Source organism: Janthinobacterium sp. 1_2014MBL_MicDiv (assembly GCF_001865675.1).
Taxonomy (GTDB): Bacteria; Pseudomonadota; Gammaproteobacteria; order Burkholderiales; family Burkholderiaceae_D; genus Janthinobacterium.
The window spans coordinates 185,663-199,866 of record NZ_CP011319.1 but is presented as its reverse complement, the minus strand read 5'-3'; the positions used below and the strand labels follow the sequence as shown (position 1 = coordinate 199,866).

The window sequence follows — 14,204 nt, the reverse complement described above, 5'->3', positions numbered from 1 at the left end:
GGGCGTTACGAAGATAGAGCGGTATTGCCGAGCGCGGGCACGGCATCGGAAACGGTGGCAGCGGCGGCGGCCTGCGGCAGGGGCAGCAGGATTTCAAACGAGGTGCCGCCCTTGCCGCTGCGGCAGCCGATCACGCCATGCAGGCGCGTGACCAGGTCGTGCACGATGGACAAGCCCAGGCCATGATGCGCGCCCGGCTTGCTGCTGCGCACGGGCGAGAACAGGTTGGCCAGCACCTCAGGCGCCAGGCCGGCGCCATTGTCGCTGACGCACAGTTCCAGGTACAGGCGTCGGTCGCGGTTGACATGGCCCCGGTTCGCCACTTCGATGCGGCCGCCGTCCGGCAAGGCCTCGACGGCATTTTTCAGCAGGTTGAGCAGGATCTGCTTGAGCATGTCGGCATCGGCCTCCACCTCGCATGGCGCATCCTGCATGCGCGTGACCACCTCGATTTTCGACGGCAGGAAATCGGTGGCGCGGAACAGGCGCAGCACATCGTCGACGACGCGCGCGCAATCGGTGACGCCGCTGGCTACCGCCGGCTGCAGGTCAGCCAGGCCATTGATCAACTGCCCGACGCGGTCGATCTCTTCGTTCAGGATCGACATCTCGCCCGTCACCGGCTCCTGCTTCTCGAGCTTGTGATCGAGCACGCTCAGGTAGTTCTTGATAATCGACAGCGGGTTGTTCACCTCATGCACCACGCGGCGCGACGCTTCGCGGTATTCCTCGGCCACGTGATCGAGCTGGCGCCGCGCCAGGCCGCGCGCGCTGATCGCCGTTTCCAGCGCGCTGGCGGCCTGGTTGCCGAAAGCGCGCAGGAAGCCCTCGCGCTTCTGGCAGGCGGGAATCTGCCACGCCGCCACGCCGCCAATCAGCACGCCCAGGCTGCGCTGGCCCGCCACCAGCGGCAGGCAGACCAGGCTGTCGGTGCCGAGGATGCGGAACAGCTGCTCCTCGACGATGCCCAGGCCCGGCATGTCGCCTTTCAGAAAGGCCAGGCTGCATTCGAGCGCCGAGGCGGCCAATGGCCCGCCCTTCGCCAGCGGCACGGAAAAACCGGCCAGGCGGTGCTGCTGTTCTCCCGCCGCCACGCCCACCAGCGCATGGCCGGTGGGGTTTTGCAGCAGGATGACGGTAGTCTCGAAGTCGAACAGGATGCGCGCCGAACGCGTGATGGCTTCCAGCAGGCTGGTCTCGCCCTGCTGGCGGGCGAAAGTCTGGCCCACTTCGGACACCAGCACCATATTGCGCACTTCGTCGGACAGGCGCTGCTGCACCGGATCGACGGCAGGCGGCGCGAATGCCGGCGGCGTGGCGATATCGTCGGCGCCGGCCAGGTCGATGCCCAGGTGCTGCGCGGCCTGTTCCACCTGGCGCGCGACGCTGCCGGCCAGGGTCTCCAGCACCTCGACGTCCAGCGCGCACAGGCGCGCCGCCTGCGCGATCGACTCCGCATCGCCGGCGTGGCAGCACAGCAGGTGCGCCAGGCGCACGATGCGGATCAGGGGATGGCTCGCCTCCAGGCGCGCCAGCGGTTCATGGTGATACAGCACGCTGTCGGCCAGGAAGGAATCGAGGTGCCAGCGCTCGATCAGCCAGGCACCCGCTTCGGCATGCGTGATCTGCAGGGTGCGCTGCTCCACCGCGCACAGGGCGGCATCGTCGCGGGCCGTGAAATTGAACGCGTATTCCTTCGGCGCCGTGGCCAGCAGGGCCAGGCGGCCCACATTGTGCAGCAGGCCCGCCAGGTACGCTTCTTCGACATGCGGATAGGCCATGGCCTTGGCCAGCGCACGCGCCATGACGGCGGCCGACAGCGAACTTTTCCAGAATGCGCGCAAATCGGTGCTGCCGGAATGGGGGAAGCTGCTGAAGGTCTGGAACACGGATTCGCTGATGACCAGGGTCTTGATCATGTCCGTGCCCAGCGAGACGAGCGACTGTTCCAGGCTGACGACCCGGCCCTGGCGGTGATACGCCGAGCTGTTGGCCACGCCGAGGATCTTGCTGGTCATGCCCGCATCCTTGGCGATCAGGGCGGCCAGTTCCGGCATGCCGGCGTCGTCGGCCTGCAGGTGGGCGATCAGCTTGATGAGAATCTGCGGCATGGCCGGCAGACGGGCAATCAGCAGGCGATTGCGTATATCTTGATCAGATTGATGCATCGTATCAGGCATTGCCGGTTCGAAAAGGAAGCGCGCTCAGCAGCAAAGCGCGGCCACGTCAGAGGAATCCTCCACTCCTGTAACCCAAAAAATGTCGCCTGAGAGGATGCCGGGAAAAAAAGTCATCTTATCATAAGCGCCGGATATTACTTGCAATATAGAAAATTAAGTTGAAATAAATCCAGCGTTCTGCAGTGGAAACTTATGCCTTGAAGGAACCTAGCAAACGATGGCGGAAGCGCCGCGAAATCAGCCACAGGGCCAGCGCCAGCGCCGTAAACGCCAGCTGCCCGGAGGCCAGCCACAACACGGAGCCGGACAACAAGGGCGAGATCACGCCGGCCACCACCGCGCCGAGCATGGTGCTGGCGAACGACTGGCACGAGGCGACCGTGCCGCGGATATGCGGGAACAGGTCCAGCGCCAGCAAGGTCGCGCCCGGCCCCACCAGCGACATGCCGAAGGTGTAGAAGAACAGCGGCAGCACCGACCATGGCAGCGAGGGCGGCAGGAACAGGTGGTACACGACATTGACGCTGGCCGCGCACAGCAGGAAGGCAAAGCCGATGCCGATCTGGCGCGCGAACGTCACCTTGCCGGCGATGCGGTTGGCCGCCGCGGCGCCCATGAAAATGCCGCTCACGCAGGGAATGAACAGCCAGCCGAATTGCGACGGGCCCAGGCCCAGCTGCTTGGGCAGCATTTCCGGCGCGGCCGTGATGAACAGGAACAGGCCTGCGAAATTGAGGGCGACGATGCCGGCCTTGATGTGGAACAGGGGCGAGCGCAGGATCTGGCCGTAGCTCGATGCCAGGAAACGGGGATTGAACGGCTGGCGCTTTTCCACCGGCAGGGTTTCGGGCAGGCGCCAGTAGCAGAACGCCAGCAGGATCACCGTGTAGAAAGCGAGGAACAGGAAGATCGAGCGCCAGTCGAACCAGATGACGATCCAGCCGCCCAAAATGGGCGCCACGGCCGGGGCGATGGAAAAGATCATCGTCACCAGCGACAGCAGGCGCGCGGCCGCCGCATCGGCGTACAGGTCGCGGATGATGGCGCGGCTGATCACCACGCCGGCGCCGGCCGACACGCCCTGCATGATGCGGAAGAACCACAGATAGTGGACCGTGTGCGCCGACGCGCAGCCGAGCGAACCGATGGCAAACATCAGCAGCGACACGAGGATGACGTTGCGCCGGCCGAAGGTATCCGATATCGCGCCATGCCACAGCACCATGCCGGCAAAGGCCAGCATGTAGAACGTCAGCGACTGCTGCACTTCCAGCGGCGAAGCTTGCAGCGAGCCCTGGATCGCGCCGAACGCGGGCAGATAGGTGTCGATCGATAGTGGTCCCAGCATCGACAGGCCGGCCAGCATCATGGCCAGCGCGCCGCGGCTCAAAGGCGCCATGTGGCTCGGGGTAGGAGGCGGTACGGGCGTGACCGGATCGGGCGGCACATTGGCCGGAGGGGTGGGAAACATGGCGGATCCAAAGTGGCGCGCGGACCGGCGTCGGACAGCGCGAGGTACTGCGTTACTACAAACGTCTACAGACTGCCAAATAGCTGATAACACCGTCGCGAGCGGAAGGGAGAGGTGGCCGAGAAGCGCAGCCGTACACTAGTACGGCGAGCATCACAGGCTGCCTATCCCGACGCGCAGCAGGTTTGATCAGTTATTTTTTGGTTTGGCTTCTTCGCGGCGGTTGTAGCCCGCGACCATATCGAAGCGGAACAAACGGCATTCCAGCGCGCCGTTGAAGAATGGCGTCTTGCGCGCTTCCTTCAGGCGCAGCAGCTTGGGCAGGCCCAGGTCGGCCGTGAAGAGGAACACGGTCCAGCCGGCAAAGCGCTGCTTCAGGGTGGTGCCCATGGCCGAATAGAAGGAGGTCGACAGTTCGTCTTCCGGAATGGTGCTGTCGCCGCGCACGCCGATACGTTCGCCGTACGGCGGATTGGTCAGCATGATGCCCGGCACGTCGCTTGGCGGCTTGACTTCCTGCGCCTCGATCTGTTTCAGCGGCACCTCGAAGCGCACGCCGGCGCAACGCAGGTTGTGGCGCGTCATGGCCACCATGTCGCCCGAAATATCGCTGCCGAAAATCGTCGGCTCCGCCGGCAGCGGATTGACCTTGATGGCATTTTTCATGGCATTCCACGGCGCCGGATCGAAGTCGTGGAAATTTTCAAACGCGAACTGACGCGAGGCGCCCGGCGGAATCCCCTGCAGCATCTGCGCCGCTTCGGCCAGGATGGTGCCGGAACCGCACATCGGATCGAACAGCACCATGCCAGGCTTCCAGCCCGACACGCGCAGCAGGCCGGCGGCCAGGTTTTCGCGCAGCGGCGCGTCGCCCGTCTCTTCGCGCCAGCCGCGCTTGAACAGCGCTTCGCCCGACGTGTCGAGATAGACGGTGAAGGTATGCGCGTCGAGGAAGCCGACGATGCGCATGTCCGGCGTCTTGGTGTTGACCGATGGACGCTCGTTGAACTGGTCGCGGAAACGGTCGCAGATCGCATCCTTGATCTTCAGCGTGGTGAATTCCAGGCTGCGCAGCGGCGATTTGACGGCCGTGACGTCGACGCGGATCGTGTGGTGCACGCCGAACCAGTCTTCCCAGGCTTGCGCCAGGGTCAGGTCATAGATGTCGTTTTCCGTCTTGTAGCCGGAATGCGCCATGCGCATCAGCACGCGCGAAGCGATGCGCGAATGCAGGTTGATGCGGTAGGCATCGAGCAGGTCGCCCGAGCAGTGTACGCCGCCCGGCACCTGGTTGTGGACCTTCATGGTCGAACTATCCTGGGCGATCTCGCCCAGTTCCTCGGCCAGCGCCGCTTCCATGCCGCGCGGGCATGGGCAAAAATATGAAGCCATGGTTGGTGTACCCTTATTCCATTGTGTTGAACGCCCGCTAGATTACAGACGCTGTTTGCTACGTTAATACTATGTAAAAAAACTACTGCTACTTTACTGTTCTTCCAGCTTACTGTCCTTCCAGCGCCCGCTCGACAAAATCGAGGCGGTCCTGCCCCCAATAGCCTTCGCCATCGACGATGTACCACGGCGAGCCGAAGACGCTGGCGGCGGTGGCCGCTTCCGTGTTGGCGTCATATTCCGCCTGCACGCTGGCCGTTTCCGCCGTTTTCAGCAGCTGACGGCCGTCGAATCCCTCATCCAGGGCGATCTGCGCCAGGGTATCTTCATCGCCGATATTGCGCTCCTCGGCCCACAGGCCGCGCATGATGGCATGCGCCAGCTTCAGCGACGCTTCCACGCCATGCGCCAGGCGCGTGGCGATGATCAGCTTGGCCGCCGCTTCCGGCGAGACGGGGAAAAACTTCGGCTGCAAGGTCAGCGGCACTTGCAGGAAAGCCGACCAGCGCGCCAGTTCGTTCAGGCGATACGCCTGGCGCTGGGGCGCGCGCTTGGCCAGCGGCAAGCCACCTGAAACGCTGAAGACCTTGCCCAGGTCGAAGGGGCGCACGTCGATCTGCGCGCCGGTCTTCGCGGCGATGGCCATCAGGCGCGCATGGCCCAGGTAGGTCCATGGCGAATGGGGAGCAAAGAAATACTGGACAACCTTGTTCTGGCTTGTACTCATCTCGACTCCCTTAGAAAGGCTTGACCACGACCAGCACGACGACGGCCAGCAGCATCACCACCGGCACTTCATTAAACCAGCGGAACCAGGTGTGGCTGCGCTTGTTGAGGCCTTTTTCGAACTTGCGCAGAATGGAACCGCAGGCGTGGTGATAGCCGAGCAGCAGCACCACGAACGTCAGCTTGGCATGCATCCAGCCCGGCATCTTCATGCGGCCTTCGCCCCCGCCGTACAGCATCCACATCAACGCCAGGCCCAGCACCATGGCCGGCAGCGCCAGCAGGGACATGAAGCGGTACAGCTTGCGCGCCATCAGCAGCAGGCGCTCGGTGGCGACCGTTTCCGTCTCCATCGCCAGGTTGACGAAAATGCGCGGCAGGTAAAACAGGCCGGCAAACCAGGACATGACGAAGATGATGTGGAATGCTTTGGTCCAGAGAAAGAGCATGGGGTTCCCAGTGTCAGAGATATCGAAGGGTGAGAAAACGGACCGCCTCGTGGGCGGCCCGCGAAGAAGCATTATTGACGTACTTCGCCGTGGCCGAAGACCACGTATTTGAGCGAGGTCAGACCTTCCAGTCCCACCGGGCCGCGCGCATGCAGCTTGTCGTTCGAGATGCCGATCTCGGCGCCCAGGCCATATTCGAAACCGTCGGCGAAACGCGTGGAGGCGTTCACCATCACGGAGGCGGAATCGACCTCGCGCAGGAAGCGCAGCGCATCGCTGTAGTCTTCCGTGATGATGGCTTCCGTGTGCTTCGACGAATACTGGCTGATGTGGTCCATCGCCTCGTCGATGCCGTCGACCACCTTCACCGCCAGGATCGCCGCCAGGTACTCGGTGCGCCAGTCTTCCTCGGTGGCCGCGACCAGGTGCGGGTAGCCGGCCAGGATGGCATGCGCCTCCGGATCGGCGCGCAATTCAACCTGCTTGGTCAGGTACAGTTCGGCCAGCTGCGGCAGCACGGCAGGTGCGATGGCGCGCGCCACCAGCAGGGTTTCCATGGTGTTGCAGGTGCCGTAGCGGTGGCATTTCGCGTTGAAACCGATGTCGAGCGCCTTCTGCATATCGGCCTTGGCGTCGATGTAGACGTGGCAAATGCCATCGAGGTGCTTGATCATCGGCACCGTGGCTTCCTCCATCAGGCGCGCGATCAGGCCCTTGCCGCCGCGCGGCACGATGACGTCCACGTATTGCGGCATGGTGATGAGGGCGCCGACGGCGGCGCGGTCGGTGGTGTCGACCACCTGTACCGCGTCGGCAGGCAGGCCGGCGCCCGCCAGGCCTTCCTGTACCAGCTTGGCCAGGGCGCGGTTGCAATGGATGGCTTCCGAGCCGCCGCGCAAAATCGTCGCGTTGCCGCTCTTGATGCACAGGCCGGCCGCATCCACCGTCACGTTCGGACGCGCTTCATAGATGATGCCGATGACGCCCAGCGGCACGCGCATCTGTCCCACCTGGATGCCCGTCGGACGGAATTTCATGTTCGAGATTTCACCGATCGGATCGGCCAGCGACACGATCTGCGTCAGGCCTTCTACCATGGTGGCAATGGCCGCGTCGGACAGGGTCAGGCGATCGAGCATGGCCGGCGCCAGGCCGGCGGCAGCGGCCGCGTCGAGGTCGCGCTGGTTGGCAGCACGCAGCAGATCGGCATCGCGCACGATGGCCTTTGCGATCAACGTCAGGGCGCGGTTGCGCGTGGCGCTGTCGGCACGCGCCATGGCGCGCGAAGCGATGCGCGCGCGCGTGCCCACGTCCTGCATATATTCAGTGATATCCATGCTCGTATCCATATAGTAAAAACCTAGCCTCGGGCGATTTTCAGGCCCAGTTGCAGCATGGCGTCCCAGGCGTCGCCCGCGTAGCCCTTGGCGCGCAGGCCCTTGATCATCTTGTCCACCTGCGCCGCCTGCTGCAGCGCCGCTTCCAGCACGGGCAGCGAAATGCGCCGCAGGGCCGGTTCCATCATCCGCTCGCGCGGGCCCCAGATGCGGTATTCCTTGAGCAGCGCGCCCAGCGGACGTCCCTGCGCCATCCCGGCCTTCAATTTTAACAGCGTGCGGATTTCCTCGGAGACGGCCCACAAGACCAGCGGCAGCGCCTCGCCCTCGCCCTTCAAGCCTTCGAGCATGCGCACCAGGCGCGCCGGGTCGCCGGCCAGCATGGCCTCGGACAGCTTGAAGACATCGTAGCGGGCCACGTTCAGCACCGCGTCCTGCACCTGTTCATACGTCAGCTTGCCCGCTTCATGCAGCAGGCCCAGTTTCTGGATTTCCTGGTGCGCCGCCAGCAGATTGCCTTCCACCCGTTCGGCGATGAAGTCGATGCTGGCGCGCTCGGCGCTCTGCCCCTGCGCGGCCAGGCGCTGGCCTATCCACGCCGGCAACTGCGCCCGTTCCACATTCGGAATCTCGATGTAGACGGCCGCCTGCTGCAGGCTGGCGACCCAGGCCGCCTTTTGCGTGGCCCAGTCCAGCTTGGGCAACGTGATCAGGGTCAGGTTGTCGGGACTGAGGTTCTTGGCGTAGCTTTGCAGCGCCGCGCCGCCATCCTTGCCCGGCTTGCCGGTAGGGATGCGCAGTTCGATCAGCTTCTTGTCGCCGAACAGCGACAGCTCCTGGTTGGCGGCCAGCAGCTCGCCCCACTTGAAGCTGCGCTCCACCGTCAGCACATCGCGTTCGGAATAGCCCTGCGCGCGTGCCGCGCGGCGTATTTTGTCGGCCGCTTCCAGCGCCAGCAGATGCTCGTCGCTGGTGATCACATACAGTTGCGCCAGCGGCTTGGCCACATGTCCGTCGAGCGCGTCTATCCGCAATTGCATGGCGTCCCCGTTACTGCTGCGGGGCTGGCACGGCCGGCGTCACGGGCGCCACGGGCGCCACCGACATGGCCGGCAGCACCGGCTTGATGGCGGCCAGGCGGCGCATGATCTGCTGCACCATGTCGTTGCGCATGTCGCGGTACAGCTGCGCAGCCTCTGTTTCCTTGGCCAGCACCTGGGATTCGTTGAAGGTGATAGGACGCACCAGGCTGATGACCGTCGGTCCCAGCAACTGGTTGCCCGCCTTGTCCAGCACACGGAAATTGATGGCATACCCGAGCTGGTACTCGCGCACGCGGCCATTGCTGTTCAGGGACAGAATGGTCTTGGTACGGTTCCTCTCCGGATCGCTGAGGACTTCCAGGAAAGCGTCGGCACCATCCCTGGTGTCGACCACTTCCGTACTGCCGATGGCGCGGATGTAGCGCTTCAGGTCAATCGCCAGCGGCGACGTCTCGGGCAGGCCGATATTCATCGTCGCGAACGGCAGCATGAAACTGCCGTTCGAGCCACGCAAGTGAAAGCCGCAGGCCGACAACAGCATGGTCAGGGCGATGGCCAGCATGGCGCGCCAGGCGCGCCCGCCGAACAGCGATACGGAAGAGGAGGTTGTCATAGTTACACCACGATGCTGATTAACTTGCCTGGCACGACGATGATCTTCTTCGGCGTGGTCTCGACGTACTTCTGCACACTCTCGCACGCCAGCGCGGCCGCTTCGATGCTGGCCTTGTCCGCATCCTTGGCCACCGTGATCGAGCCGCGCAGCTTGCCGTTCACCTGGATCATCATCTCGATCTCGGACTGTTCCAGCGCGGCCGGATCGACCTGCGGCCAGGCCGCGTTGAGCAGGTCGCCATGCGCGCCGGCGTAACCCAGTTCCTGCCACAGCACGTGGGTGATGTGCGGCGCGACAGGATTGAGCAGGCGCAGGAAGATGGAAAAACCTTCGGCGATCAGGGCCTTCGACTGCGCGCTGTCATCGAGCTTGGCCGATTCCAGCGTGTTGAGCATCTTCATGCAGGCCGACACCACGGTGTTGTACTGGATGCGCTTCAAGTCGTAATCGGCTTGCTGCAGCAGCTTGTGCAGTTCGCGGCGCAGGTTTTTCTGCGCGTCGCCCGTCGCTGGCGCAGGCGCCGCGGCCAGCGCGGCCTGAATGGCTGCCGACTGGGCGTAGCCGAAGTTCCACACGCGACGCAGGAAGCGGTTCGCGCCTTCGACGCCGCTGCCCGACCATTCCAGCGTCTGTTCCGGCGGCGAAGCGAACATGGTAAACAGACGGGCCGTGTCGGCGCCATACTGCTCGATCTGCGCTTGCGGGTCGATGCCGTTGTTCTTCGACTTCGACATTTTTTCCGTGCCGCCGATTTCCACCGGCGCGCCATCGGCCACCAGGATGGCGCTTTGCGGACGGCCCTTGTCATCGAGCGACAGGCGCACGTCGTCCGGGTTGAACCAGGTGGTCTTGCCCGCCGCATCCTTGCGGAAGTAGGTTTCGTTCAGCACCATGCCTTGCGTCAGCAGGTTGACGAACGGCTCGTCGAACTTGACCAGGCCGAAGTCGCGCATGATCTTGGTCCAGAAGCGCGCGTACAGCAAGTGCATGACGGCGTGTTCGATGCCGCCGATGTACTGGTCCATCGGCATCCAGTAATCGTTGCGCGCGTCGACCATGGCGTCGTTCGAGCCTGGCGAGGTATAGCGCATGTAGTACCACGACGAATCGACGAAGGTATCCATGGTGTCCGTCTCGCGGCGCGCCGGCTTGCCGCACTGCGGGCAGTCGCACTTGAGGAAGGCTTCGTACTTGTTCAGCGGGTTGCCCGTGCCGTCCGGCACGCAGTCTTCCGGCAGCACCACCGGCAAGTCTTTTTCCGGCACCGGCACCACGCCGCAGTCGGCGCAATGGATCATCGGGATCGGCGTGCCCCAGTAGCGCTGGCGCGAAATGCCCCAGTCGCGCAGGCGGAACGTGGTTTTCTTCTCGCCCAGGCCCAGTTCGGCCAGGTCGGCGGCCACCGCGTCGACGGCGGAGGCGAAATGCAGGCCGTCGTATTTGCCGGAGGCGATGCAGACGCCCTCCTTGCTGCCATACGATTCCTGCCATGCGTCGGTCGAGAATTCCTGGCCCTTGACTTCGATCACTTGCTTGATCGGCAGGTCGTATTTCTTGGCAAAGCCGAAATCGCGTTCATCGTGCGCAGGCACGCCCATCACGGCGCCGTCGCCGTAGGTGATCAGCACGTAGTTGCCGACCCACACTTCCACTTGCGCGCCCGTCAGCGGATGGGTGACGAACAGGCCGGTCGGCATGCCCTTCTTCTCCATCGTCGCCATGTCCGCCTCGATGACGGAACCGAGCTTGCACTCGGCGTTGAAGGCGGCCAGCGCAGGATTGCTTTGCGCGGCGTGGATGGCCAGCGGATGTTCGGCGGCCACGGCGCAGAAAGTCACGCCCATGACGGTGTCCGGACGCGTGGTAAATACATACAGCTTGCCGTCGCCGATCAGGGCGCCTTCGGCATCCTTGATTGCATGCGGGAAGGCGAAGCGCACGCCCGTCGACTTGCCGATCCAGTTGGTCTGCATGGTGCGCACGCGCTCGGGCCAGCCCGGCAGCTTGTCATCCACGTAGGCCAGCAGTTCTTCCGCGTAATCGGTGATGCGCGCGTAGTACATCGGAATTTCGCGCTTTTCGATCAGCGCGCCCGAACGCCAGCCCTTGCCGTCGACCACTTGCTCATTGGCCAGCACGGTCTGGTCGATCGGGTCCCAGTTCACGGTACCGGTCTTCTTGTAGATGATGCCTTTTTCCAGCATTTTCAGGAACATCCACTGGTTCCACTTGTAGTATTCGGGCTTGCAGGCGGTCATCTCGCGCGACCAGTCGATGGCCAGGCCCATCGATTCCATCTGCTGCTTCATGTGGGCGATGTTCGAATACGTCCATTGCGCGGGCGGCACGTTGTTGGCCATGGCCGCGTTTTCCGCCGGCATGCCGAACGCATCCCAGCCCATCGGCATGAGCACGTTATAGCCGTTCATGCGCAGGTAGCGGTACATCACATCATTGATCGTATAGTTGCGCACGTGACCCATGTGCAGCTTGCCCGAAGGGTAAGGTAGCATCGAGCAAGCGAAATACTTGCCTTTTGGGAAACGCGGGTCGTGTTCGACGGCTTTATAGGCGTCGATCGCCTTCCAGTGCGATTGGGCGGCTTGTTCGACGTCGGCGGGACTATATTTATCTTGCATGATGTGCGGCCAATAGTGGATATGAACCGAGCATTATACTGGTTGTCGCCGCCCGATAGCGCGGCACGGCGCCCGCCTGCTTCCGCATATTTTTGCCAGCGCACAAATATGCGGCGGACCGCCGCGTAATTGCTGTGTAATATATGTGCAATCTTGTTCTTTGCATCAAAGCCGGCCATGATCGTCTATCAGGAAGTTGCCCCCGTCCCCGCCCTGCGGCCCTGGCTGGACTGCGTCTGGACCTGCCGCGCGCAGGCGGGCGCCACGCCCCTGACGCACCAAGTCTTGCCGGACAATTGCATCGATATTCTGTGCCAGGACCAGCAGGACGCCAGCTTTGCCGTCGGCATGATGACGGCGCCGATACACGTCATCAGCCATGGCCTGGTGCAGACGGTGGCGGCCCGTTTCAAGCCGGGCGCGGCGGCGCGCTTCTTCCAGCTGCCCTTGTGCGAACTCAACGATGGCCGCACGGATCTACAGCAGCTGTGGGGCCGCGACCTGGCGGCGCGCCTGGGCGACGCGCTGTGGAGCGAGCCATTGTCCGATGCGCAGCGAGTCACTATTTTGCAAGATTTTCTGCTGCTGCGCCTGCGCCAGGGAGCGCGCCTGCGCCCGGCCGGCGTGACGGAGCATGCGCTGGCCGCCATCCAGGGCGCGCAAGGCAGGGTGCGCGTGGATGGCCTGGCCGCGCAGCTGGGCGTGTCGCGCCAGCACCTGGCGCTGCAATTTCGCCAGCAGGTCGGCATCAGCCCGAAATTGTTTGCCCGCATCTGCCGCTTCCGTGCCGCCAGCCATGGCTTGAAACATCTGCACGGGCAGCCGGATTGGGCGCAAATTGCCCTGGAATATGGCTATTTCGACCAATCGCACCTGATCCACGACTTCCAGGATTTCGCCCACAGTTCGCCCGAGGCATGGTTCATGCACCGCCGGCATTGAGACCTTCCATTTTTACAATCGCCGCGCGCACGCCGGTGGCATGATGACGTCATTCTTTATTCACCAGGAGCAGAACATGATCAAGGGCTTACGCACCGTCACCTATCCCGTCCCGGACCTGGACAAGGCCAAGGCCTGGTACAGCCAGGTTTTCGGCACCGCACCGTACTTCGACCAGCCGTTTTATGTGGGTTTTGCCATCGGCGGCTTCGAGCTGGGCTTGCTGCCGGGCGGCGAACCGGGCACGCAGGGCAGCGTGACGTACTGGGGCGTGGAAGGCATCGAGCAGGAAGTCGACCGCGTCATCGCACTGGGCGCCACCTTGCACCATCCGATCACGGACGTGGGCGACGGCATCCGCACGGTGGAATTGCTCGACCCGTTCGGCAACCAGATCGGCTTCATCGACAATCCCCATTTCGAGACCGCCAAGGTCGTCTAGGCCGCCTCGTCCTGCAACCACAGCCGCAATTGCTGCATTGCCGTTTTTTCATGTGCGGCCTCGGGCGTGATCAGGTAATACGCGCGCTGGCCGCGCAGTGGGCGCTCGCACACGATGTGCAGCTCGCCGCGCGCCAGCTCCGCCTCGACCAGCATGCGCGGCAGTAAGACCACGCCCTGCCCTTGCACGGCCGCCATCGCCAGCATGGAAAACAGTTCATAGCGCGCCCCGTAGCGCGCCAGTTCCCCATCGACCTGCATGGCATCAAACCACTGGCGCCAGGCGCCAGGCCGCGTGCTTTGCTGCAATAGCGTCAATGCCAGGATATCCTGCGGCTGCCAATGGGTGCGCGCCGACAGCAGGCGTGGACTGGCGACGGGCACGATCTCTTCATGCATCAGCAAGGTGGCGCGCGTGCCGGGCCAGCGCGCGAGCTGCTCGGGCGTGCCCGCATACAGGGCGGCGTCGTATTCCGTATCGGCAAACATGAACGGTTTCGTATAGGCATCGATATGCACGACGATATCGGGATGCCGGGTGGCCAGACTGCCCAGGCGCGGCATCAGCCAGCGCGTGGCAAACGTGGGCACCGAGGCCAGCTGCAAGGTACTGCCGCCGCCCTGGCGCGCCATGGTATCGAGCGTATCGCGCTCGAGGCCGTCCAGGCGGGCGGCGATCTGCCGCGCATACGAGGCGCCGGCCGTAGTCAGCAGTACGCCGTGGCGCGTGCGCTGGAACAGTTGCACGCCGAGAAAACTCTCCAGGGATGCAATCTGGCGCGAGACGGCGCTTTGCGTCAGCGACAGTTCGCGCGCCGCATGCGTGTAGCTCTGGTGGCGCGCGGCGGCCTCGAAGCAGTTTAAAGCTTGCAGCATGGGAATTTTTCTGGACATGGGGGGACGCAGGCTGGAAAGAAGCCTCAAGTATGCCGCAAGATATGCGCAGCACGCATGTCTGGGTGCGAAAA

General features: G+C 63.7%; 12 protein-coding genes. 2 read left to right on the top strand and 10 right to left on the bottom strand.

Features of this window, described 5'->3' with window-relative positions; all coding sequences use genetic code 11:
- Nucleotides 1-5: 5 nt before the first annotated feature.
- The 9 genes from YQ44_RS00875 to leuS form a co-directional block, all read right to left on the bottom strand.
- The gene (locus YQ44_RS00875) at nt 6-2,111 is read right to left on the bottom strand and encodes an HDOD domain-containing protein (protein ID WP_232251022.1); all 2,106 of its coding nucleotides are present in this window, start codon (nt 2,109-2,111) and stop codon (nt 6-8) included.
- 259 nt (nt 2,112-2,370) lie between these two features.
- Nucleotides 2,371-3,651: a multidrug effflux MFS transporter gene (locus YQ44_RS00870; protein WP_198043851.1), complete on the bottom strand. Its 1,281-nt coding sequence runs from the start codon at nt 3,649-3,651 to the stop codon at nt 2,371-2,373.
- Nucleotides 3,652-3,840: 189 nt separating this feature from the next.
- Nucleotides 3,841-5,010, bottom strand: coding sequence for a THUMP domain-containing class I SAM-dependent RNA methyltransferase (locus tag YQ44_RS00865; RefSeq protein WP_071321762.1), 1,170 nt, complete (start codon nt 5,008-5,010; stop codon nt 3,841-3,843).
- A gap of 142 nt (nt 5,011-5,152) precedes the next feature.
- Nucleotides 5,153-5,770, bottom strand: a complete 618-nt coding sequence (locus YQ44_RS00860; RefSeq protein ID WP_071321761.1) for a 2-hydroxychromene-2-carboxylate isomerase — start codon at nt 5,768-5,770, stop codon at nt 5,153-5,155.
- A gap of 10 nt (nt 5,771-5,780) precedes the next feature.
- Nucleotides 5,781-6,218 carry a CopD family protein gene (locus YQ44_RS00855; protein WP_034745744.1) on the bottom strand — a complete coding sequence of 146 codons (438 nt, stop codon included), beginning with the start codon at nt 6,216-6,218 and terminating at the stop codon, nt 5,781-5,783.
- Between the two features lie 71 nt (nt 6,219-6,289).
- Complete coding sequence (locus YQ44_RS00850) at nt 6,290-7,555, bottom strand: glutamate-5-semialdehyde dehydrogenase (RefSeq protein ID WP_071326171.1); 1,266 nt, start codon at nt 7,553-7,555, stop codon at nt 6,290-6,292.
- Between the two features lie 23 nt (nt 7,556-7,578).
- Nucleotides 7,579-8,595 (bottom strand): DNA polymerase III subunit delta, encoded by a 1,017-nt coding sequence (gene holA, locus YQ44_RS00845; protein WP_071321760.1) that lies wholly within the window; start codon nt 8,593-8,595, stop codon nt 7,579-7,581.
- Nucleotides 8,596-8,605: 10 nt separating this feature from the next.
- Complete coding sequence (locus YQ44_RS00840) at nt 8,606-9,211, bottom strand: LPS-assembly lipoprotein LptE (RefSeq protein WP_071321759.1); 606 nt, start codon at nt 9,209-9,211, stop codon at nt 8,606-8,608.
- A gap of 2 nt (nt 9,212-9,213) precedes the next feature.
- Nucleotides 9,214-11,853, bottom strand: coding sequence for a leucine--tRNA ligase (leuS, locus tag YQ44_RS00835; RefSeq protein ID WP_071321758.1), 2,640 nt, complete (start codon nt 11,851-11,853; stop codon nt 9,214-9,216).
- Nucleotides 11,854-12,030: 177 nt separating this feature from the next.
- Here leuS and YQ44_RS00830 point away from each other — a divergent pair, with 177 nt between their 5' ends.
- The gene (locus YQ44_RS00830; protein WP_232251021.1) at nt 12,031-12,795 is read left to right on the top strand and encodes an AraC family transcriptional regulator; all 765 of its coding nucleotides are present in this window, start codon (nt 12,031-12,033) and stop codon (nt 12,793-12,795) included.
- Between the two features lie 76 nt (nt 12,796-12,871).
- The gene (locus tag YQ44_RS00825) at nt 12,872-13,237 is read left to right on the top strand and encodes a VOC family protein (protein ID WP_071326169.1); all 366 of its coding nucleotides are present in this window, start codon (nt 12,872-12,874) and stop codon (nt 13,235-13,237) included.
- Here the strand turns inward: YQ44_RS00825 and YQ44_RS00820 are convergent.
- Nucleotides 13,234-14,130: a LysR substrate-binding domain-containing protein gene (locus YQ44_RS00820; RefSeq protein WP_071321757.1), complete on the bottom strand. Its 897-nt coding sequence runs from the start codon at nt 14,128-14,130 to the stop codon at nt 13,234-13,236. The genes YQ44_RS00825 and YQ44_RS00820 overlap by 4 nt on opposite strands.
- Nucleotides 14,131-14,204: the final 74 nt, after the last annotated feature.